Origin of the sequence: Paenibacillus sp. FSL P2-0121 (assembly GCF_037975345.1) — a bacterium.
Taxonomy (GTDB): Bacteria; Bacillota; Bacilli; order Paenibacillales; family Paenibacillaceae; genus Paenibacillus_AQ; species Paenibacillus_AQ odorifer.
The window spans coordinates 5,443,165-5,466,020 of record NZ_CP150245.1; the positions used below are offsets into that span (position 1 = coordinate 5,443,165).

Here is a 22,856-nt window from a genome sequence, read left to right on the forward strand (position 1 = left end):
CACTTTGTATGTGCTTACAATCCTTCCCCCTATTGTAATCTGCTCCTGCTTAAAAAAATAGAGCCGGGATATTCTCCCGGCTCTACCTATTTTCTACTCATCGATCTTCAGTACTGCCATAAACGCTTCTTGTGGTACTTCTACACTACCCACTTGCTTCATGCGTTTCTTACCTTCTTTTTGCTTCTCCAGCAGCTTCCGTTTACGGGAAATATCGCCGCCGTAACATTTAGCAAGTACGTTTTTGCGCATCGCCTTAACGGTTTCACGCGCAACCACCTTCGTACCCACAGAGGCTTGAATCGGCACTTCGAACATTTGACGCGGGATAATCCCCCGCAGCTTCTCACAAATGATACGTCCGCGGTTGTAGGCACGATCGCGGTGAACGATAAAGGACAAGGCATCGACCTGCTCATTGTTAAGCAAGATATCCATCTTGACCAGATTCGAACGACGGTATCCGCAAATTTCATAGTCGTAAGAAGCATATCCTTTCGTACCGGATTTCAACTGATCAAAGAAATCATAAACGATCTCTGACAGCGGAATCTCGTACGTAATCGTTACACGATTAGTATCTAGATATTCCATATTTACGAACTCGCCGCGTTTGTTCTGGCACAGTTCCATTACAGTACCCACGAAGTCGTTAGGCACAATGATCGCTGCTTTAACATACGGCTCTTCAATGTAGTCAATCGTACCGATCTCCGGATAATGTGACGGGTTGTCGATTTGGATCATTTCGCCATTGGTCAGCATAATTCGGTAAATAACACTCGGCGCTGTTGTGATTAGCGGCAAATTGAACTCGCGCTCAATCCGCTCTTGAATGATCTCCATATGCAAGAGTCCAAGGAAACCGCAACGGAAACCAAATCCAAGCGCGCTTGAACTTTCCGGCTCAAAGCTTAGCGAAGCATCATTCAGCTGGAGCTTCTCCAGCGCCTCACGAAGATCGTTATAATCGGAGGTCTCAATCGGATACAACCCGCAATAGACCATCGGGTTGATCTTACGGTAACCTGGAAGCGGCTCAGCAGTAGGATTCTTTGCGTCAGTGACAGTATCACCGACACGGGTATCTCCAACATGCTTGATCCCAGCTACGATAAAGCCAACATCACCGATGTTCAATTCATCGACAATGGTCATACGCGGCATAAATGCGCCAACTTCAATGACCTCGAAGGTCTTCTCAGTTGCCATCATCTTAATCTTCGAACCCGCACGGATCTTCCCGTCCATTACGCGCACATAGACGATAACGCCTTTGTAAGGATCGTAGTGAGAGTCAAAGATCAATGCTTTAAGCGGCTCTTCTGAATTACCGGATGGCGCAGGAACCTGCTTCACCACCTGCTCCAGAATTTCCTTGATTCCGATACCGGCTTTGGCAGATGCCATAACCGCTTCGCTGGTATCCAGCCCGATAACATCCTCGATCTCCTGCTTTACCCGGTCAGGGTCAGCGTTTGGCAAATCAATTTTGTTGAGCACAGGTAGGATTTCCAAGTTGTTATCCAGTGCTAAATACACATTGGCCAGTGTCTGTGCTTCAATTCCTTGAGCCGCATCCACAACCAGCAGTGCACCTTCACATGCTGCAAGACTGCGGGAAACTTCATAGGTGAAATCGACGTGCCCCGGTGTATCAATCAAGTTGAGATAATACTCTACACCATCGTCTGCACGATAGGTTAAACGCACGGCTTGCAGCTTTATTGTGATACCACGTTCGCGCTCCAGATCCATCTGATCGAGTACCTGTTCCTGCATTTCACGCGTGGTTAGTGCCCCCGTGTATTCCAAAATGCGGTCAGCTAGTGTCGATTTACCATGGTCTATATGTGCAATAATCGAGAAATTGCGAATTTGTTGTTGTCTTTTCTGAACGTCAGTCATTCCTTACCCCCACAGACAGCCTGATATTAATCCACTTATTATAACAGTACAAGCTTACTCCATCAATCCCGCGCTGGCCCAAAACAAAAGAAACAGCTATACACGATCCCGTGAAATAACCGTTTCTTCTAAATTTGCTGTTAATTTTCTGCCGAAGCGAACAATGAAACTACCCAGCGGATTCCCTTCTGGGAAGCCTGCTGCAAGAGACCTGCCGTCTTATCTGCCAGAACATCGACTGTAGGCTTTTGCTCCTCAGGAATTAGAATTTGCTCCGGAGATTTCGTACTATAATCATCCACAACTTGTTGAGGAGGATCTGCGGCTGGCGTTGTATTGCTATTTTGAGGCAAAGGAGAGACGGCCGTATAAGCACCTGTGACAGGATCGATCACCATTGGCACATATACATAAGTCTGCCCACCCTGTTTCACACCATTCTTTTGCAGTTGTGGCTGTGGCTGCATGCCTGTTACTTGACTGGTGGGTGTAGTCGGGCTGGCATTCCAGCCGGGCAGAATCTTAGAGACTGTTGAACCACCGCTTCCGCCGAACTGCATCCCTAAGAGGATGCCAATCCCTGCCCAAATCCCGACCATAACCAGTTTTTTTCCGAAACGCGACATGTACACCACTCCTTTTTAATCCTTGGTAATTTATTTTAAGAAGCTCCGTTTGATTTCTTTGGTGTTGTAGTGGGATTCGCCACTTTTTCAGGTGCGTTCACCTTCTCAGCGTCATGACTGCTCCAGTAAACATCAGCGATAGCATCCGCCAAAATATCAGCCGTACGCTTTAATTCCTCAGCCGAGTTATCAATTCCGCCCACTTCAATCAAAACACTATTGGGAGACAGGGTCTGATTGTACTCTCCGTTGTTGCCTTTACCCGCAGCTTTTCCCCATATCCCACGAGATATTCCCGGGTAATTCTTTTCAAGCTGTTGATGAATCTTATTGGCAAACTCTTCGTTCTTCTTCCAGTCTTTATTTGCATGTCCAATAATAAAATAGACCTGTGCGTAGCTTTTCCCGTCAATAACAGCTGTTGTTTTGCTATGACGCTGCGAATCGCGGTGAATGTCGATAAAACTATCCATTTCCTCATTTGCGCTGAGTGCTGATTTAACCAAGATCCGGGAATATTTATAGGAAAAGTTCCAGTTATAGTCGGTGATTTTGGTTGGAAAATCTTCTTTGGCATGAACCGTACCAATCCCGAGCTGTTCCAGTCTTTTCGTAATATATGATCCTACCAGCATTACATTTTTAGTTGAAACTCCGGAGCTGGGATTTTCATTTGCTGCCCCTAACAGAGGGTTGTAGGCCTCTCTAGGATGTGAATGATAGATTAGAATCCGTTTGATCGAGGTATCCTTAGTGCTGTCTGTGCCGCTTTGGGGATCACTCTTATCCGTCCCTTCCTCCGCTGATGGTTCAGGGGATGGTGCAACCGTCGCTTCAGGCTGCTGTGTTGTAGTATCTCCATGCTTGTCCCCTTCGTCCGGAACAGAAGTTTCTGCATCTTCACCACCCTCAGCCAGTTCATCAGTCCCAGGATGATAATCCACTGGTGCTCCTGTAGATCCACCTGAACCTTTCCGCAAAAGAAATGGATCATCCGCCGCCATCCCCGGCACTTCACGAGAGACTAGACTCTTAGGGTCGCCTGGATTCACGCTGGTCAGCAACTGAAATACGAAAGAAGTTACCTTTTCACCTGAAAAAGCGGATGGCTCTTTACCCTGCGGTAAATGCGGCACCTCCATCCCCAGCAGCTCCATGAAAAAACCACTGGACAGGGAGGCGGCAAGCCCCTTCATTGAAGGAATGGGTGAAGAGCTAAGCTTCTGCCCGGCCAATCCACCGGCTCCAAGCAGCATAAAAAATACTAGCGAACCTCCGGCCAACAGCAGCATCGTTCTCCCCAGCGATAAAACATCCAGCATTTTTCCCCTTAAACGGCCGATGTTCCAAAGCTGAAACCATTTTTTATTCATTGTAGTTATGTCCTCCTCCAGCCCTCTGTAATCTCTTATACTCCAAATCTATGAGCGCAAGAGCAATACTAGAACCGAAAATGAGAGAATAGACATAAAGCCCGTACAGGATACCTTAATTCAGCATCCCGCCGGGCTAAACAAACCATAATTCAGTTAGTGGGTATACGCGCCAACATTCTCAGGATCAACCGCATCATGTAAAGCCGCATTCAGACCACTGGCCACAATATTCGCGATCCCTTCAATAAATTCATCGATTTCCTTGGGAGTGACAATCAAATCGTGCCCCAGAGGTTCAAGCACTTCCTTCACTAATGACAAGCGTTCCTGCTCAGAGATATCGTCCAGCATCCCCATGATTTCCTTCGTATGGTTTGCTCCTTGCCCGAAGTGATTTTTCATCATCTCCAGCACATTATTTACAATAGTTGAGGCATAGCAGACAGTGGGCACTCCGATTGCGATACAAGGAACACCCAGAATTTCTTGGGTTAATCCACGTCGCTTGTTGCCAATCCCCGAACCGGGATGGATCCCAATGTCGGCAATTTGAATCGTCGTATTGATACGCTCCAGTGACCGGGATGCCAACGCATCTATGGCAATAATAAGCTCAGGTTTCGTCCGATCCACGATTCCCTGCACGACTTCACTCGACTCAATCCCAGTCAGCCCAAGCACTCCAGGAGCAATAGCGCTCACCTTACGATAACCAGGGGAGATCTGATCCGGAACCAGCTCATAGAACTGCCGCGTAATGAGTGAGTTCTCCACCACCAACGGACCCAGTGAATCCGGTGTAACATTCCAGTTACCAAGACCAACAATCAACACAGATGCATCCTTGCCAATCCCAATTCTGATCAAAAAGTCCTCAAATTCGCGGGCAAAAACTTCTGCCACCTTTTGCTGCAAGCCTGTATCTCCGCCACGCAGAGCGGGTACCTCAAGGGTTACATAGTTACCAATTGCGCGTCCTATTGCCTGTGATCCGGCAGCATTAGCTACACCAAGACGGGTCACTTTAATCCCATCAGACTCTTCCACTTCTTCGTTCACACCAGGGATCGGCGTTCGTTGTGGGCCTTGAGCCATTTCCTTTGCCTCTAATGCCAAATCGGTGCGCACAGAATATAGCTGCAGATCCGGTTCCATTGTGTACCAGCCTCCTAAAAGTTTTGTAAGCATACACTTCCATGAGTTCATCCTCATTTGGCAAGCTTCTGCCTATGCTCTTTTGTCGATAGTGTGCGAGAGAAAGCCAATGTTTATGCAGGATACGGAGGTTTAATTTGAAAGCTTTAAGTATTGCTTTTTGCTACCGGTCATGCTAAACTATTTTAAGTTGTGAATCATTTGATAATGATTTCGAATGTCTTACAGGAGGTGAATGCAATGCCAAATATTAAATCCGCGGTTAAACGCGTAAACACGAACGAAAAACGCCGTGCACTGAATGCTTCCCAAAAATCCGCGCTTCGTACAGCTGTGAAAACTGCTGATGTAGCTCTGACTGGTACGGAAGTAGAAACTGCTCAAGCTGCTTTCCTAGCTGCTTCCAAAAAGCTGGACAAGGCCGTAAGTAAAGGTCTGGTTCATAAAAATGCGGCTGCCCGCAAAAAATCCCGCTTGGCGAAGAAATTGAACGCTCTTACGGCTCAAGCCTAAGACGACATTCATAATGAGCAATTGAAGAACCTGACCGCTATGCTTCATACGGTTAGGTTTTTTTGTGTCTATTAATTAATAATAAGTAGTGTTTAAGAGATGTTTATTAAATGAAAGAAGACCCCCTCAGAGAGGCGGTCTTCTTTCATTTATTTATTCTCTTTTTTCATTTCATAATAGTTACCATCCCATAAAAAAATCATCGTTTGATCGTCTTTAACAATAAAACTGCTGCCGGGATTCGTCCAATTATTTATAGACACCGTCTTAACCGATTCCGTCTCGATGCCAAGGTCGCTTAATTCATTTCTGTATTCGTTAAAAAAGTCATCCTTTGTAATGCTCTCTTCTTTATATTCAGGGTTCATAATTTCATCTTTATCAAAAGATGCCTTTTCTTGCGAATAAGTTACCCGCATGCCAATAAGCTTTTCATCCTCCGCTGCCGAGACAGGTGTAGAACCTACTAGACCTTGTACACTCCATTCCCCAAAATAAGAAGGTGCATCTGCAGAGGTATTCGTATTCGCAGGCGACTCAGAAGCTGAACCTGACGGTGAATTAGTATCCGTTTTGCCACAGGAACTAATTAATAGAACGAGTAACAGCAGTGCCGAATATTGAAATATTCTTTTCATAGTCAGATCATCTCCAATACTTTTTCCCCTTCTTAGCTCAGACACCTAAACGCAGCATGAACAGCTCCAGCCCTAGCACTTTGTCTATAGCCCCTGTTTTCATTTTATAATCCAGATCCGCCAATGCACTTAAGATTTGCCGCAATCGTTCACTGGAGAACTTATGGGCCTGCTCCCCAGCAAGCTTAACCGCATATGGATGCAATCCGATCTGTGACGCAATCTGTCCCTGCGAATAACTATGTGCTGATAAATCCTTAACCTGCAAAATAATGCGGAACTGCCGCGCAACCAACGCTGCGATCTTGATCGGTTCCTCACGCTGCTTCAGCAGCTCATATAAGGTATCAAGCGCCTTATCAAGACGCAGATTAGCGATATCCTCAACAAGCGTAAACACATTTTGTTCTGTACCACGGTGTACCAGACTCTCTACGGCCCCCGCATCCACTGTGCCGCCCTTACCAGCAAATAAACAAAGCTTGTCCATCTCTGCAGATAAACCTTGCAAGCCTGTGCCTGCATTCGTTATAAGAATTTCTGCCGTGCCAGGTGCCATTACACAACCCCGCTCACGAATTCCTTTTTCCACCCAGCGCAGCAGCTCTTCTGCTCCCAGCGGATTAAAGGCTAATACTGTGCCCACTGATTTGACAGTCTTCACAATTTTTTTACGCTCATCCAGCTTATCATTATTCACCATAAAGACGATTACACTGAAGTCTACAGGATGCTGCAAATAGTCACTTAAAAGATCTATACGATGCTCCAGTTTGGCATTTTCTTTGCCCGCTGTAAATAACGAGGCATCCCGCACCAGCAATAATTTACGTTCTACCATAAATGGCACAGTCTCAGCTTCTTCTACCACAGCCTGCACCGGCGTCTCAGAGAGATCAAAGGGAATAACTGCGAAATCACGATCCTCTTTAGCAATCAGCTGTTCTTCCAGCAGTGCCGTGAATTCATTCATTCGAAATTTCTCACTGCCATATAAAACATATAACGGTGAGATCTTCCCTTGTTTGATTTCTTTTATCGCCGTTTTGGCATCCATCCCGCCACTTCCTTTTCCATTCATCTAGCCCATTTTGTCCAGAGTTCTATTGTAGCAAAAAAAACTACAAAAATGCATGCAAAAACGGAGAAACTCTGGCAGCCATGGCCAAAGCCTCTCCGTTTAAGCGGCGCATCTATATAAACGACGGAGTGCGAAGCTCTAGAAACTCCACATCCGGCGGTCATACCGATGTTCTGCAAAACCTATACTTTCTAGTTCCTGTCCTGTTGATATAGTATATTCAGAAACTTCGAAAAAAGTTCCAACCCCACTTTAATTTGTTGAAGATGAGGTTGGAGTGTTCGTTGGTGTCGCCCCAGGGGATGCAGCCGGACTTGAAGAAGCTGCTTCCTGTACAGTGTACACCTTGGTTACATTCACACCATCTTTTTCAGTCACGTACGTAAACTTCGAGCTGTCCGCAGACCATTCACCAGAAATCCAATTTCCTTCCAGCGGATAAGAGTTTACGGCTAACCGTTCTTCCGCTGAGCCCTCTGGCGACTTCTTATAAATCACAAGCTGCAGCCCAACAAATTCTATAGCATACTGACCATCAGGAGAAGTCCAGGTCTGCACATTAGGATCTTCAGAACTGCTTAAGCTCATAACTTCCCGTCCATAGTCATAAGGAATCTTTAAAGAATCCTCCATCAGCGGAGCAGAATCAGCTGCGCTGTCTGAATTCATATCAGCAGTTTGCTCCTTATTATTCACCTTTAGCTGATTGCTACTGGCGTTGCTAGAATCTGAATTATGAGATTTCGTGGCGATATCCTGCTTTGGCGAAACAATTTTCTCTGTAGGCTTAGGATCTGCGCTTTGAGGCGGTTCGGTGATCGAACGCCCTCCAGCTCCAGCTCCTGCATCAGCTGCATCCGCCGGTGCACTTGGCATCGAGGTAGGGTCCACTGGTCCCGTCGCTCTATCTAAAGCGGCGTTATCTTCGTTCATCTCCGGTACATCCGTCTTATACTGCGCAGCGCCCTCGTTCTCTCCACCAGCGGCAGGTGAAGCTCCATCAGAGTTAGCAGTAATAGAAGCTTGTGATTCCATTGCTGTATCCTTAGTATCATCGCTGGCTGTTTTAGCACTATCCTGCATCCTTTGTTCTACTTCTGCCCCAGGCATTTTATCGGGCATATTAAATATTGCGATCCCTAATAGAACGGCAGCTGCAATAGCTCCAATGCCTGTCCGTGTTGCTATAGAGGTTCCCTTGGAAGGTTTACCGCGGGAGCTTTCACGTGAAAATGGGACAACAACCGGCTCCTCAGATCTCACAACACTCTGTTCACGACTGCTTCGATCCAATTCTGCAAGCTGAGGTAAAATAGAGTCAACCAGACTAAACGGGGGTTTCACGTCTGGCAACTGCTCCAATTCATTGGAGAGAAGTGTCAGGCGCTCAAAGACTTCCGCGCAGGAAGGACAATTATCGATATGACGGAACATCTCAACAATCTCATCTTGACTCAAATCTTTGTCTAAATAGCGGTGCATCCATTCCATCACCTCCGCGCATTTCATCCCGATACACCACCTTTCTGGTACTCCTGAAGTCTATTCTGCAGTTGCTGTCTAGCCCGAAATAAGTATGATTTCACTGTATTCAAGGGCAAATCCAGACAATCTGCAATCTCGTTGTAAGAAAAATCCTGTAAATAGCGCAGGACGATGACTGTCCGATGATGCTCGGGCAATTGATCAATCGCTTCGCGTATATCCTCAGCTAAATAAGAGGATAGAACCTCACGTTCCACATTGTGTTTATCCTGAAACACCATTTCATGTTCATCAATAGAAACTGTAGGTTTAGTTCTTCTGAATTTATCAATGCAAATGTTAGTGACGATTCGCTGAACCCACGTTTTGAACTGGGCCTTCTCCTCATATGAGCCGATTTTTGTATAAACCCGGATCAAGGCTTCCTGAGATGCATCTAGCGCATCTTGTTCATTATGCAAAATGTAGAAGGCCGTTTTATATACATGTCCTTCAATTTCTCGCAATAGGGTGATTAGAGCGTCGCGATCGCCCGCTTGAGCGGCTCTGATGAGTCCCTGCTCCACCACGAAGGTTCCCCCTCTCTATGCAATCTTACTGACGCGCAAGACTGCGAATTTGTTGCAACCGTGTAATTAATATTTTTAGAATACCAAACTTTTCTTAGAACGTCATGTTAAGCCAGCCGTTACAACGCGCTATCCCGCATTGCACAGCCAATAATTCCTACTAAGCATACAGGGGAAACAACAATCATTCAAATACTCTTTTTCACTATCTTAGTAACAAAAATGACATCAAAAGAAACGGCCTATCCCCTTGTCGGAAATGAAGCCGTCTGTCTTAAATATTACCCTCCGGTATCGAGCAAGAAACTCTATTTATAGAGCGCAATTTTGCAGAGCATGAAGACCGCGTAGTTTTCCCTAGTCTCATCATCCACCACATAGGCTTCTCCATTCTCAAATAATTGAGGGTTATTGTAATTGCGCTCTAATCTGTAGATCTGCCCTTCCGTCACCTTACAACCATGGAATGCCGACTCAATTTCTACGTACTCAGCATCATCTTCATCCGCTGCTTGATACAGCTTTTTATCATTATAAGCAGGCATATACTCACTCCCGGCTGGATAATAAATCCTGACGTTCAGTCCATGTATCACTACTCTTCTATTATATAGTTTATTATCTTTATCCCGATTCTATACTTTCTAAAAAGCATAGAATAAAAGGAATATTGACAGCTCAAAGAAAATCAACATAAAAAGGCTGCATGGCCAACGTCTGTCAGCCACACAGCCTATAAATAAAAACGCAAATCAGGATTTCAATCTCCGTTCAAACTATACATTAAATCCCTTTTATCTCTTTAAACTTCGCCACATATTGGGCAGCAAGATCAGTAATCTGATCGTATCGGCCATTCTTCGCCGGTGCAGTCAAATTCCCCCCAATGCCCACAGCCATGCAGCCGTTTGCAATCCACTTCTCCATATTGTTCAAATCCACGCCACCGGTCGGCATAATATTTACATGTGGCATAGGACCTTTAACCGCTTTTACATAATCCGGCCCGAAAGCACTGCCAGGGAACAATTTAAGCACATCCACGCCGTACTTCAGCGCTTCCTTCATTTCATTTAATGTCATGCAACCAGGCATATAGGGAATGCCATAAAGATTACACATCTTAGCTGTCTCCACTTCAAAAGAGGGACTAACCACAAACTCTGAACCTGCAAGAATGGCTATTCTAGCTGTTAAGGGGTCCAAGACAGTTCCGGCGCCAATCACCGCACGACCTCCGTACTCAGCAACCAATCTCTTAATCGCCACATCCGCGTCTGGTGTAGTAAAAGTTACCTCAATATTATTTAGACCGCCTTCTATACAAGCAACGGACATCTTAAAAGCTTCCTCAGCACTATCTGCTCGAATAACCGCTACAACCCCGACGGATGCCACATTCTGCAATACTTTCATTTTCTTCATCAGTAGACTCCCTTTCTCTTGGTACGATCATAGATAAACAGGAAATACTTTTTTAGATAAACTTTTTTATTAAATTTACTAATTATTGCGTTTTGTTCTATAAGGAAATAGTAATAACAATACGATTAACAGTCAATACATTTTTATTACATCAGGTGCAAATAAGTAATAAAATCTAAGAAAAACCTTTATAAAACAAGGGTTTATGGAAACATTATTTTCTTTTTACGAAAAAAGTTTTTTGGTTAACAATTATTCTTTTATTGTACAAAACCGATTTATGTGATAATTTCAAATTACAAATCATTATACTGGGATAAAATCATTACCCTAGGAGGAACTAAAAATGAGTAAACAGCTGGATGCCGTCACTTTCGGGGAGCCGATGGCGATGTTTTATGCGAATGAGGCCGGTCCTCTGCATGAAGTATTTTCGTTCTCCAAAGCATTAGCAGGTGCAGAAAGCAACGTGGCTACAGGCTTGTCGCGTTTGAATCATCCTACAGGTTATGTTACGAAGCTTGGCGAAGATAACTTTGGCACATTCATTGCACAGGCGATGAAGAACGAGAACATTAATACGGACAATATTACTTTTACTAAAGAGTATTCAACAGGTATGCTTATCAAATCGAAAGTGGTTACCGGCGATCCAAAGGTCGAATACTTCCGCAAAAACTCCGCGGCCTCCACGCTTAGTCTGGAGGATTTCGACGAGGCTTACTTCAACTCCGCAGGACATCTGCATGTTACAAGTATCTCCGCCGCTTTGTCCAAGAGCTGTCATGAATTTTCTATTCACGCTATGGAATTTATGAAGAGTAAAGGAAAGACGATCTCTCTGGATCCTAATCTGCGTCCCAGCTTATGGCCGGATACAGAAACAATGGTGAGTACCATCAATGATCTGGCTACACGCTGCGACTGGTTCCTGCCGGGACTCGGTGAAGGTAAAATCCTTACCGGACTGAGCACACCCGAAGAGATTGCAGACTATTACCTGGAGCGTGGCGTAAGCTTAGTCGTCATCAAGCTTGGCCCTGAAGGCGCTTACTATAAATCCTCTGCTGGGGAAGGTTACGTGGACGGATTCAAGGTGGAGCAGGTTGTTGATACGGTGGGTGCAGGTGATGGATTTGCGGTTGGCGTAATCAGTGCGATGCTGGAAAAGCTTCCGATTGCTGAGGCCGTCAAACGCGGCAATGCGATCGGTGCGTTAGCCGTCATGTCGCCAGGCGATATGGACGGACTTCCCACCCGTGAGGAACTTGCGAAGTTTATGCAACAAGAAGTCTAATAATTGCAAAAAGACACAGAGCAGCGATTCTCCTGTTATTGGGGGAGCGCTGCTCTGCTTTTTGGGTCGCTAATTGGCTGCTATGGCTATGCTATGCCTTTGGCTTTGGCTTTGGCTTTGGCTTTGGCTTTGGCTTTGGCTTTGGCTTTGGCTTTGGCTTTGGCTTTGGCTTTGCTATGCTAAGCTTTTGCTATTGCTATTGCTATTGCTATACTTCAGCAGTGTAATCACTTACCTCAGGGCTTTCGGACCCAAAAGACGCTATTTGCAATTTTTTTACCTTTGCGGCGTAGTTTCGGACTCCAGTGACACTATTCCTTATGAAAAAGGGCATTTAGCATGTTTTCCATGCCGATAGCTGCGATGGGGTCCGATAGTACTCCAAATATGGGATTATACTGCATATAAGGTCAGCTGAGTCCGATAGTGACTTCCTACGCGAGAATATTACCCAATCAAACCCAAGTTTAGTGTTTAGATAAAGTTAGGTCCAATAAAAGGGGGAGTGCCCAACAAGCTAAGAAATAGCTGCTGGGCACTCCCCTTTTTATAGTTCAAACTTATTTGTAAGACTTCACCGACTGCCCTTGCTGCAAGGTCGGCGGGAAACGGTATGTAATTGGAACAGAAGCTCCCTTATCCTCGATACAAGAGAGTATAATCTTGGCAGCCTGCATCCCCATCTCGTAAGCAGGCTGACGGATTGTCGTAATGACCGGATTATAAATTTGCGCGAATTCCGCATCATCTATCCCGATGACCGACAACTGTTCTGGAATAGAGATGGCATTTCGATTCGCATATTTCAGAATTTCCGCTAGTGTGATGTCGTTCGTAGCCAGCAGTGCAGTTGGCGGCTCCGGCAGTGCTAATAAGTGTTCCAGCCCCGAAGCTAATTCCTCTTTGGATACACTGCAAATATACTCCTCACGCAGCGTTATGCCCGCTTCTTCCATCGCTTTTTTGTAGCCACTAATCCGCTCTTTGCGAGGAGTAATCGCATGCTCCCCAATTGGGAGGGACACCAGAGCAATCCGCTCATGGCCTTGCTGAATTAGCTGCCCTACGCCTATCTTTGCCGCCATTTCATTATCCAGCAATAGACTCTGCGTGGTGATTCCATCTACTAGACGATCCATAAAGACTAGCGGGAAATCAGCCTCTACCAGCTTGCTATAGGCAGACGGGTTATTCCCTGTAGGAAAAATAATCAGCCCATCCACCTGACGAGCGATTAAGGTTTCTACATATTTGCTTTCTTTCTCCGCATTCTCATCTGCGTTGCATATGATCACTTGGATTCCGTGATGCTGCAGCTCATTCTCAATCGCCCGGATACATTGGATTGACAGCGTGTAGTCAATATTAGCTACGATGATCCCGACCATATGCGTCCGGTTCTGCTTCAGACTGCGTGCCAGACCATTTGGCTGATAATTAAGCTCCTCAATTACGGCCTCAATCCGGTTTTTCGTCGCTTCGCTCATATATTTAAAACGTTTGTTCAAAAATTGGGAGACCGTACTTTTCGAAACTCCCGCTTTTTGAGCCACATCATCAATCGTTAACTTCTTCATCGCTTCGGCTCCACTCTTCTCAAAAGAAAATACTTTATCAAAAAGTATAGCTTTTATTTAGTGATTTATCTACTAGGGAGTCTGACTGTAAAATTCCTGATACAGCTCATTTTGTCGCTCTTCTGATAAAAATGCCCAATCTTCATCTAACCACCCTGGTCCACCTTTCGTAAGAATATCAGCTTTATAAAGTTCTCCATTCATCTCATATTCCATGGTTAACGATTGTCCATTAATGTCTCTAAATCCAATGGTCGATGCAGGTGTTTGAATGCTTAAGGTCTCCATATCATAAAGCACTGTTTTGTCTTGGTATGTCTTATCTACCGGGTATTCTAGGTAACTAAATACGATCTGGTCATGCTCCTTATCCACTGCGATTATTGACTTATATTCTAATAGCTCCCAATCAAAGGACGTAAGCTCTTTCGGTACCACTGATTCTCCTGTCGCTGCTTTTTTAACATTTAGAATAAAAAATCTACCATTCTCCATAATGCCTGAACCTATAGTCTTCGTATAGGTAAATAGCAGAGCGTAATCGCCCGCTCCAAAAAATCCACTCAAATATTGATAAGTACTTGCCCCTCCTGCAAAAAGAGGTAAAGTATAAATCCTAGTAGCTGAAGAAGCCGATAATTCCGTCTGGTCCTTCGAGCTCAGGTAAAGAGTGAACGGTTCTGTAGGATGTGTGTACTTTGGCTTCTTGTAGTCCACCATCGGGGGTGGCGGCGACCAAAGGATTCCCGCTGTTGTCTCAACGGCATACGCTTTACTCTTATCTCTGTTCATTGGCAAAGGCATGTAGTATTTCTTACCGCTAATCTCAAATTCTACTGGACTTGTCGGAGGCTCTATCGCTTTATCATTAGTTGCAGGACTAGAAGAAGGCAGTATGCCTGCGCCTTGTGACTGAACGGATGACGAATGGATTGGCCCTGTGTTTTTCCATATGCCCATAGGGAAGGTAAGCGCACCTATCAACAAAATCGTAGCCAGACTGGTCAACACCACATTTTTATTTATCCAATAACGTTTGTAAGCTGAACTTTTATTCGCAGCAGCCTGTTCGATCCGCATCATTAACTCAGGCGTAAAACCATCTTCAATGAAAGGATTTTTGCCTGCTTGCGCATACCAATCCGTCTGCCCGATCATCACTGGATTACTATCATCGGCGTTGCGTTTCATTCCCTCTCCTCCTTCTGGATAGCCTCTTTAACCTTCTCTCTCGCCCGCGCGAGCCGAGATTTCACGGTTCCTTGTGCTACATTCAGCAAATCTGACATTTCGGCAATGGATAATCCATGTTGAATATCTAGCACAAGCACCTCTCTGTTCTTCTCTGGAAGGGTCATAATAATTTCCCAGATCCGGTTCGCATACTGATTGCCAAGGGCTTCTTTTTCCGCAGAAGGTGCATTAACAGCAGTAGGTTGATCACCCAAAGCTATGAATCTGCGCCAAAAGCTATTTTTGCTCCAACTGAAGGCCGTATTTCTGGTAATCGTAAGCAGCCAGGTTTTCATCGAAGATTGCCCCCGGTATTTCCCAACATTCTTGTACGCCTTCAAAAACACTTCTTGGCTGATATCATTTGCCTGCTCTCGACTTCTAGTTAAGAAAAAAGCATAATTCCACACATCCGAGCCATACGCCTCCATCATTTCCCGCAAACTCATTGCGGGCGCATACGCTGCTGTATATGTTATATCTTCGCTTAGCATGTTTCGCCTCACCTCTTGCCTAATAAGACTTTCCAAACTTGAAAAAGTTCCCTCTAAAATAAAAAAATAGGTCATTTATTAAAAAACACCACCGATGAACGTTTAAGCGTTCACTAGTGGTGTGTGGATATTTTTTAAAGAGAGCTGAATTTCTCCTGTAGCCGCCGTGCAAGCTCATCGTCTGATAACGGATTACGATGCGTATTTTCCAGATAGATATGCTTTTCGGTCTCGGGCATCAAATATTCCTTATACCATAAAAACATATCCGGACTATCCCCCTGAATCCGCAAAAATTTACGGGCCGTTTCTACGTGATCTATAGTGTTGGCAATATTGATCAACCAATCAGCCCGATAAAAATGCTTCCACTGGCCGATCTCTGCCCGTAAAAGAGCCTGCTGGCCCTCCTTATAATCCCAAACCGCATGAGAAGCTTCGATAAACGCCTCTGGAAATCTCTCTTCTTGGTAACACATATACGCCTGGCAAAGAGAGGATAATCCTCTGCACCCGCTCCAATGCAGCTCAATTTGAACTAGCAGTTGAACATGCAGCCTGTTTCGCTCTTTTTCGGGTAAAAGTTCCATCACCTCTAGGCACTGCTTTCGCAGCAGATACCAGACTAGTACAACTCGCTCAGCTCGATCCCTGAACCATCGAACCTGCTCTACAAAAGGAACATCCCCTGAGGCCCAGCGCAGTCGCTCATCGCTCTCCGTCTTATTTTGCAGCCAATGCCCTATAATCTGCCTTGCCGGATGATGATAGAATTCATCGCCTGCGCGGTCGTCAGCATTAGGACCATATACTATGGTGTTTTTGAAGTAGCTTTTGTACAATTGTGCAATTCGCCCCTGCTGCGCTGTGTAGAAACGGTTAACGAAGGTCTGAAGCTGTTCATCAGCATCTGCTGTTCCATCCATCCACAACTTTGCTGTCAGATCTAATGTATAGAGATGAGGCAAAATATTCCCTGAATTCACTAGCAGATATTCACTAGCCCCTGCCGTAAATGCCCCCTGTAATTCCTCCACTATAAAGGACGGATCCGTTGGGAATTGTGTTAGATGATTGGAGGCCTGCAAGTCGTGGAAGGTGACGTGGTAATATACCCCGTTTTTGCCTTGATCTCCTGCCTCGGGTAGAGCAGGCACGCGCAGATTCAGATGGCCATGTCGTCGCGACACCATTTTACCGTATCCGTTATCCGCCCATATTTTAATAACACCTTCTGGCACTTCGATCTTTCCTTGTTTATACAGCTCCGCAATTTCTCCGTACATCGCCATACAGCACACAGGCTGGTCCACATATTCACAGATCATATCGTATTGCTTGCGAACTACAAATGAGATCAAATCGCCCCGTTTCTCCGGAGTATCAAAAGAGGGATCATTCTCCCAAAAAGGTTTATCACCCTGTCCGCGGAAAGAGAGCACCCAGAGTGTTTTTTCATCTTTTTGCCGCTCAATGGCCTCTCTCCACAGCTTTTCAAACAATTCTGGATATTCTTTATAGCTGGCTTGCTTGCCCGGAAAAGCACGTAGGAACATTTGCGCGCCAAGCGGCTCCGCATGATGATGTGTGATCCACAGTCCCATATCCACCGCAAGCTGATGATGAATTCCGTTTCTCGGCAAATCCGTCCCGGGGATTACCATATTTCCACCACAGCGCAGCAGCGCTTCAAAAACAGGCTTCCATACCTCCGCCGTCGGAGGATAATCCTCCTTCCAGCCGATAAGACACACTTCATCATTCACGAACCAACCTCGGTAGCGTACCTTTGGCTGAATGCTGTTGTAATCAGAAATAGGTAAATTGATCGCATCTTTCTTAACAGGAGGAAGCTCCGCCCAGAACCAGAAGGGATCGACACCAAGCACGTGGCGGCTATAATGAAGCATCCCATAAATAATGCCCAATTCATCGCGGCCGATAATATGCAAGATCCGATCCTCTTCACTACCTGTAAAACGCAAACAAAAACCCTCCGCCCATTCCGGGCAGCCATCATCCTCTGTCGCATAACGAATAATTACAGTAGCTGCTGCTCCTTGTACCGGAGCTTTTCCGAACACCTGCTCATGATCCCTGGCGATCATCCGCCAAGCATGTCCAATTGGATTACTGCGTTCCACTTGAACATCATATACACTTTCCGCTGTGACTCTAAATTCTGCATATGTATTCACTATCGCTTCATCTCCTAATTCGCTACAAAACACGGAGGACACAAGCTTCTCACCACCGCACTTTGCAACATAGTTTAAGTAGGCATAGAGTTTACCAGAATCTTCTATCTCTATTATAAAGCGTTTACATAGATTGTGCATGCGTACGTAATAATTACTGGAGGAGGACAGCGGTTCCTGGAGCTACTTGATTAGAGCAGCTGGTGCTAGTGAGGACAACAGATACTAGACAGAGACTGCAGTTACTGTGTTAGAGCACCAGCCGCTAGATAGGGAAAGTAGCTACTGGATTAGAGCAGCTGGTGCTAGACAGGACAACAGTTACAGTATTAGAGCAGCTGGTGCTGGACAGGACAACAGTTACAGTATTAGAGCAGCTGGTGCTAAACAGGACAACAGTTACAGTATTAGAGTAGTTGGTGCTAGAACAGGGACAGTAGCTACTGCGCTAGAACAGCAGGTGCTAAACAGGATATCATCTGCATTACTAGAGCAGCTGGTGCAAGACAGGGACAACAGTTACATTATTAGAGCAGCTGGTGCTAGAACAAATGGACTGGGATCATCAGCAAGTAACAGGAACTTATGTGAAAGTTAGTATCGCTACAACGATAATATGTAATTGAGGTGCTTTGATATGTTCATATGGAGCGTTTAGTTGCACTTTGTGCAACTAAAAAAGATCTTTCCAGCTCATAAAGTGATTTAGTTGCACTTCATGCAACTATTTCTGCTCAAATTTAGAAAAATAGGCGTTTTTCCAGATTTTAAGTGTACAAAGTGCAACTAAATGAAGAACCAGCTACTTTAAATTGCGATCTATTGCACAAAGTGCAACTAAACAAGGTTTTAGTTTTATAGTGGTGTAAAAGACCACGAAAGGAGCTTTAAAGGAGCTTTAAAGGGACTTTATAGAGTCTGCGAAAATTAACATACACCACCAGCACTAAATCACATTACTCGACTACCTCCCTAATCCGCTCCCTCCGCCAACTTATGACGCACAATAATCCCGTCGGCCCGCACACGCATCTGGATCTCTCCCTGCTGATCCGTTCTAAAAACAGCAGCTTGATTAGCTTCCAAACGTTCCAATACCTCAGCTTTCGGATGACCATATAGATTATTTACTCCCGCAGAAATCACCGCAGCAGCTGGTTGCCAAAACTGCAGCCAAGACTCGCCTGTTGAAGTTTTGCTCCCATGGTGAGCTACTTTCAAAACGTCAATGGCAGGTCCTGCGTTAATGCCCTTTTGCAGGGCTTGCTGCACAATCTCCTCCTCGGCTTCCAGATCCATATCTCCGGTAAATAGAAAATTTCTTCCGTTCATCTCTAGACGAAAAACTACAGAATCGTGGTTCTGATCCTCCAGCAGTGGGATGCTATTCAGCATAGAAGAACCTGACGCTGCTCCCTCTCTATCTTGTTCTTCCGGCCATAAAAAGGACAGCTCCGTCTTATCATCCGGGGAAAGCCTCATTCCCTGATGTACGGCATACAGTTGAACATTGTTCTCCAGCGCAGTCCGCATCATCTCCATATAAGATTCACGGTCAGCGAGTGTGCCATTAAAAAGCAGTGCCGAAACCGGAATCGCCTCCATAACGGCTTGGAGTCCCCCGGCATGATCCTGATCCCCATGAGTCAAAATAATCGCGTCCAGACGGTGGATCCCACGTTTTTTAAGCAAAGGCACCAACACTTTAGCCCCTACCTCGAACGGGCTGCGGCGAATGCGCCATTCTTCTTTTTGCCCAAAATTTAACGTTCCTCCACCATCTACAAGAATATGAGCTCCTTTTGGTGTAGTGATGAGGATACTGTCGCCTTGCCCGATATCCAGGTAACTAATCGTCCCTTTACCCGCTTGACGTTCTGACTGATAACCCTTGTACAGCATTAGGCCCAGTCCAACCGCAGATAGTAGAACAATCGCTCCGCTCCAACGTACAATCTTAGGTTCATCCAAAAAATACTGTGCGCTCCCCGTTCCCCCAAACCCGCCGTGCTTGTTCACAGATAAACCAATCTCAGCTAACGGCCTCGTCTCATCCTCCATATACTGAGGTGTTGCGCGGGCTTCTACTCTTAGCTTGGCAGCATACAACAGCCCATACAATAAGACATAATACACTCCGATCCACAGCAGTGAAGGCGAGCGCCAAATCAGAACTCCACCAGCAAAACCATTAATCCATTCAACCGCATAAAAAGTAACGTTATTCAGCAGCTCCGTAATATGTGCCAAAAAAATCGCGGCATCTCCCCACAATCGTCCAAGCAGTAGCGCAAGCGTTCCTAACGGCAATACGATAAAAGTAATAAAGGGCACAAAAACCAGATTAGCCACTAAAGACAGCAGAGAAAATTGATTAAAATAATAAATCGTCAATGGAAATGAGACTAACTGGGCAACTAGAGTCACAGAGACGGCGCTTTTAAGCCAGCGTGGCAGTGCGCTCAGCAGAGGGTCCATAAGCGGAACGTAGACCATTAATCCTAAGGTCACCAGAAACGACAACTGGAAACTGACACTGAGCAGCATGTAAGGATTCCAAATCAGCATAACCAGTGCCGCTGCAGCCAAAATATTCAGTCCATCCTTCAGCATGCCAACTCGTGCAGCGAGCAATGCAATCATACTCATTAATCCCGCACGCACGATAGACGGACCCGCACCTGTCAACAGGACGTATACAGGAACGAGCACTAAGGTGACTGTTAGCGTGGTTTCTTTTGTCATCCGTAAGCGCCTGAATATAAATAAAAGAACACCAACATACACCGCAACATGCATACCTGAAATGGCGAGGATATGTGTCAAACCAAGTTGTGAGAACTGCTTAAAGGTATCCGGATCGAGATCATCCTGCATCCCAATCACCAAACCCTTCATATATCCAGAGTGGCGCGCTTGAAACAGCCGATCCGTCTCCGCTCCAAGAACTGCCCGCGCTTTATCATTCCAGCGTAAGATCATTAACGGATTCCATGAATCTGGAGCAGTTGCTTGCACATTTTCTGCACCTTGACTCTTTAGAAGCCAGTGAATCTTCTGCGTATGCAAATAGGCCCGATAATCAAACCCTCCGTAATTCCGCGCTGTCGCTGGCTCTTCAAGTACACCGTTTAGCGACACCTGATCCCCTCTGCGCCACTCCGCAGCAATAGCGATTTCTTGCTCGGCAAGTAGTTTGATCTGCACCATAATTAACTCCCCATGCACTCTTTTATCTTGTTCGTCCCGCGGATCAGGTGAAGCGGCATCTTCCTCAGTAATCAACGATAACTCTGAGAGCTTCATCGTGAAATCAACCCGGTCCCCGTCCCGTTCCACAACGGAAACTATCGTCCCCTTAGCCTCCACGGCAGTCTCATTCAACTCCGACAATAATCTCCCTAGCGCTTCAGGCAGGTGACTTAAATTACGGCCTTCATTCCATTCCCAATATCCAGCGGATAAACTAATCGCCAAACAAAATACCGCCAGCTGCTTCCAGTTCATGTTCACCCAAACTCTCATACTAACCAGTAAAAATAGTAATCCAGCCCACGCCAACCATAAGCTAATCCCTGAGAATAAACACGCTGCTGCACTTCCAGCCACCCAACACACTGTAAAACTTAATAAGGGTCTCTCCTTCACGCCTCCATTCTCCTCCTTTCGCAAGATAAAAAAAAGAACCTCTGCATACGCCATAAAAGCGCACGAGAGGTTCTTCCTCAAGCCATCTTATTCAATTAGGGTTGTACAATACAGCTACTCGGCTACTTTAATCATCGTTTCACTTGGCGGCTCATAATTCTCCAATTGGCGAAATATGATGCCTTTGGCAGCCATCATTGCTTCTACCTTTTCCATATCCTTACGGTAAGGACGATAATACACAATCTCCACAATACCGCTGTTAGCCAGCATATTTGCACAGGTCCAGCAAGGCTCATCCGTCACGTAGACGGTACTGCCTTCCCGGTCAATCCGGTCTGTGAATAGCAAAAGATTCTGTTCGGCATGAATCGTGCGAATGCAGCGCTGTTTCTTCACCATAGTCTCTACGCCATCCACGATCTCCATCTCATATTGCTCCGATAGCATACAACCTGCCTCTGAGCAATCAGGTACGCCCATTGGCGCCCCGTTGTACGCGGTACCAAGCAGCTTCTTGCCTTGCACCAGTACAGCACCTACATGTCGTCGTGAGCAGCGTGAACGAGTTGAGACCATACAGGCAATGTCCATGAAATAAGTATCCCAGTCTTTACGATAGGCAGTAGTCATAATCAATCTCCATATCCTTCTAAATAGTTGTTAACTATTGTAGCACATCCCCGCAAGTTTTCACTAGGACAACGGTTGTGGCACTTCCAACGATCTTCATTTCTTATTTATCTTCAAAATATTACTAAATCTTTTAACTTCTCCAGCATTTTAGGTCCTATCCCCTTTACCTTCCCCAGATCAGACAGGCTGCGAAAGGTCCCTTCTCGGTTGCGGTAATCCATAATTGCCTGAGCCTTCTTTTCTCCGATGCCCGGAAGATCCATCAGCTCCTTAACACCCGCAGTATTCACATTTACTTTACCTTCCTGTGAAGCTGCTGATATGGAAAGCTCAGTCGTCTCCTTAGCCGCAACAACTTTATCCCCTGCCGGCGTTTGCTTCCCTGCAATGTTTGGCGTTTGAACTTCTGCCCCTGCTGGTGTTTGGCCTTCTGCCGTTGGCGTTTGGACCGCTCCTTCTGCTCTCTCCCCCGCAGCGGCTGTCGAAGCTTTTTCATCTGCCGAAGTTTGGACAGCTTGTTCTGCTTGCGCAGCCTCCTTAACCTTCTCACCTTCTTCAGCATTCCCAGCAGCTTCAGCCTGCCCTGCATCTTTCTCTAAATGTAGCTTATTTCCCTTCGTCTGATGACCTCCCTCACTGCCCCCAGCAGCTGGAGCGGCACCAGACTCAGCGATTCCAACCGCTTGCTCCATACCAACATTCAAAGTCTCCCACCCGGCAATCCCGGAATCGCCCTTGCTCCCTGCCGCCCATAAAAGCCCACTTCCTATTACAGCAGCAGCCACTCCGAGTACGATACTTCCTTTATTCATATTACTTTCCTCCTCACAAAAATTCTTCTTATGCCTTTTTGTGAATCTTCATACATTCCTGCGGCTGGAAACTCCTTTAATAATTCATACAAAACCTGTCATCTGTCCAAGTCTATCCTGCATACATATAACGAAGAGCATTCATGTCAGTTAGTAAATAAGCAACGCTAGAAAGGAGGAACCAC

Annotated in this window: 21 protein-coding genes; 4 read left to right on the forward strand and 17 right to left on the reverse strand. The window is 45.7% G+C overall.

From position 1 onward, the window contains the following. Nucleotides 1–93: 93 nt before the first annotated feature. The 4 genes from lepA to gpr form a co-directional block, all read right to left on the reverse strand. Complete coding sequence (gene lepA / locus MKY54_RS24060; protein ID WP_036677511.1) at nucleotides 94–1,908, reverse strand: translation elongation factor 4; 1,815 nt, start codon at nucleotides 1,906–1,908, stop codon at nucleotides 94–96. Between the two features lie 140 nt (nucleotides 1,909–2,048). Continuing rightward, nucleotides 2,049–2,534 (reverse strand): hypothetical protein, encoded by a 486-nt coding sequence (locus MKY54_RS24065; protein ID WP_339188179.1) that lies wholly within the window; start codon nucleotides 2,532–2,534, stop codon nucleotides 2,049–2,051. A 35-nt stretch (nucleotides 2,535–2,569) separates the two neighbouring features. Beyond that, nucleotides 2,570–3,907, reverse strand: a complete 1,338-nt coding sequence (locus tag MKY54_RS24070) for a stage II sporulation protein P (protein ID WP_076129693.1) — start codon at nucleotides 3,905–3,907, stop codon at nucleotides 2,570–2,572. Between the two features lie 156 nt (nucleotides 3,908–4,063). Next, nucleotides 4,064–5,065: a GPR endopeptidase gene (gpr, locus tag MKY54_RS24075; protein ID WP_036677518.1), complete on the reverse strand. Its 1,002-nt coding sequence runs from the start codon at nucleotides 5,063–5,065 to the stop codon at nucleotides 4,064–4,066. Nucleotides 5,066–5,305: 240 nt separating this feature from the next. Between gpr and rpsT the strand changes: the two genes are divergently transcribed. Beyond that, complete coding sequence (gene rpsT, locus MKY54_RS24080; protein ID WP_036677521.1) at nucleotides 5,306–5,578, forward strand: 30S ribosomal protein S20; 273 nt, start codon at nucleotides 5,306–5,308, stop codon at nucleotides 5,576–5,578. Nucleotides 5,579–5,727: 149 nt separating this feature from the next. On the opposite strand, the gene MKY54_RS24085 is transcribed toward rpsT, so the two are convergent. From MKY54_RS24085 to MKY54_RS24110, 6 genes are all read right to left on the reverse strand, one after another. Beyond that, a complete protein-coding gene (locus MKY54_RS24085) occupies nucleotides 5,728–6,216 on the reverse strand; it encodes a hypothetical protein (RefSeq protein WP_076193273.1) in 489 nt (162 codons plus the stop codon). A gap of 37 nt (nucleotides 6,217–6,253) precedes the next feature. Continuing rightward, nucleotides 6,254–7,273 carry a DNA polymerase III subunit delta gene (gene holA / locus MKY54_RS24090; protein ID WP_036677525.1) on the reverse strand — a complete coding sequence of 340 codons (1,020 nt, stop codon included), beginning with the start codon at nucleotides 7,271–7,273 and terminating at the stop codon, nucleotides 6,254–6,256. A 276-nt stretch (nucleotides 7,274–7,549) separates the two neighbouring features. Continuing rightward, nucleotides 7,550–8,806, reverse strand: coding sequence for a zf-HC2 domain-containing protein (locus tag MKY54_RS24095; RefSeq protein WP_339188181.1), 1,257 nt, complete (start codon nucleotides 8,804–8,806; stop codon nucleotides 7,550–7,552). Continuing rightward, nucleotides 8,803–9,351 carry a sigma-70 family RNA polymerase sigma factor gene (locus MKY54_RS24100; RefSeq protein ID WP_036677530.1) on the reverse strand — a complete coding sequence of 183 codons (549 nt, stop codon included), beginning with the start codon at nucleotides 9,349–9,351 and terminating at the stop codon, nucleotides 8,803–8,805. Before MKY54_RS24100 ends, MKY54_RS24095 begins: the two co-directional genes overlap by 4 nt. A 308-nt stretch (nucleotides 9,352–9,659) precedes the next feature. Further along, nucleotides 9,660–9,896, reverse strand: coding sequence for a hypothetical protein (locus MKY54_RS24105; RefSeq protein WP_038572950.1), 237 nt, complete (start codon nucleotides 9,894–9,896; stop codon nucleotides 9,660–9,662). A 238-nt stretch (nucleotides 9,897–10,134) separates the two neighbouring features. After that, nucleotides 10,135–10,776 (reverse strand): bifunctional 2-keto-4-hydroxyglutarate aldolase/2-keto-3-deoxy-6-phosphogluconate aldolase, encoded by a 642-nt coding sequence (locus tag MKY54_RS24110; RefSeq protein WP_339188183.1) that lies wholly within the window; start codon nucleotides 10,774–10,776, stop codon nucleotides 10,135–10,137. 346 nt (nucleotides 10,777–11,122) lie between these two features. Between MKY54_RS24110 and MKY54_RS24115 the strand changes: the two genes are divergently transcribed. Continuing rightward, nucleotides 11,123–12,073 (forward strand): sugar kinase, encoded by a 951-nt coding sequence (locus MKY54_RS24115; RefSeq protein ID WP_076179379.1) that lies wholly within the window; start codon nucleotides 11,123–11,125, stop codon nucleotides 12,071–12,073. Nucleotides 12,074–12,076: 3 nt separating this feature from the next. Then, the gene (locus MKY54_RS24120) at nucleotides 12,077–12,256 is read left to right on the forward strand and encodes a hypothetical protein (protein ID WP_339188186.1); all 180 of its coding nucleotides are present in this window, start codon (nucleotides 12,077–12,079) and stop codon (nucleotides 12,254–12,256) included. Between the two features lie 377 nt (nucleotides 12,257–12,633). Here the strand turns inward: MKY54_RS24120 and MKY54_RS24125 are convergent, their stop codons facing one another. The 4 genes from MKY54_RS24125 to MKY54_RS24140 form a co-directional block, all read right to left on the reverse strand. Then, complete coding sequence (locus MKY54_RS24125) at nucleotides 12,634–13,650, reverse strand: LacI family DNA-binding transcriptional regulator (RefSeq protein WP_076179378.1); 1,017 nt, start codon at nucleotides 13,648–13,650, stop codon at nucleotides 12,634–12,636. Between the two features lie 72 nt (nucleotides 13,651–13,722). Further along, a complete protein-coding gene (locus tag MKY54_RS24130) occupies nucleotides 13,723–14,841 on the reverse strand; it encodes a hypothetical protein (RefSeq protein WP_076278810.1) in 1,119 nt (372 codons plus the stop codon). Beyond that, entirely contained in the window at nucleotides 14,838–15,377 is a 540-nt protein-coding gene (locus MKY54_RS24135) for an RNA polymerase sigma factor (protein ID WP_339188188.1), read from the reverse strand. The genes MKY54_RS24130 and MKY54_RS24135 overlap by 4 nt, the downstream gene beginning before the upstream one ends. A gap of 134 nt (nucleotides 15,378–15,511) precedes the next feature. Further along, nucleotides 15,512–17,575: a glycosyl hydrolase 115 family protein gene (locus tag MKY54_RS24140; RefSeq protein ID WP_339188190.1), complete on the reverse strand. Its 2,064-nt coding sequence runs from the start codon at nucleotides 17,573–17,575 to the stop codon at nucleotides 15,512–15,514. A 247-nt stretch (nucleotides 17,576–17,822) separates the two neighbouring features. Here MKY54_RS24140 and MKY54_RS24145 point away from each other — a divergent pair, with 247 nt between their 5' ends. Further along, nucleotides 17,823–18,173: a hypothetical protein gene (locus MKY54_RS24145; protein ID WP_339188192.1), complete on the forward strand. Its 351-nt coding sequence runs from the start codon at nucleotides 17,823–17,825 to the stop codon at nucleotides 18,171–18,173. Nucleotides 18,174–18,547: 374 nt separating this feature from the next. Here the strand turns inward: MKY54_RS24145 and MKY54_RS24150 are convergent, their stop codons facing one another. From MKY54_RS24150 to MKY54_RS24160, 3 genes are all read right to left on the reverse strand, one after another. Continuing rightward, a complete protein-coding gene (locus MKY54_RS24150) occupies nucleotides 18,548–21,223 on the reverse strand; it encodes a ComEC/Rec2 family competence protein (protein ID WP_076129705.1) in 2,676 nt (891 codons plus the stop codon). Between the two features lie 114 nt (nucleotides 21,224–21,337). Continuing rightward, on the reverse strand, nucleotides 21,338–21,856 hold the full coding sequence (locus tag MKY54_RS24155) for a dCMP deaminase family protein (protein ID WP_076129685.1): 519 nt from the start codon (nucleotides 21,854–21,856) through the stop codon (nucleotides 21,338–21,340). A gap of 113 nt (nucleotides 21,857–21,969) precedes the next feature. Next, a complete protein-coding gene (locus tag MKY54_RS24160; RefSeq protein WP_076129684.1) occupies nucleotides 21,970–22,671 on the reverse strand; it encodes a ComEA family DNA-binding protein in 702 nt (233 codons plus the stop codon). Between the last annotated feature and the right edge of the window lie 185 nt (nucleotides 22,672–22,856).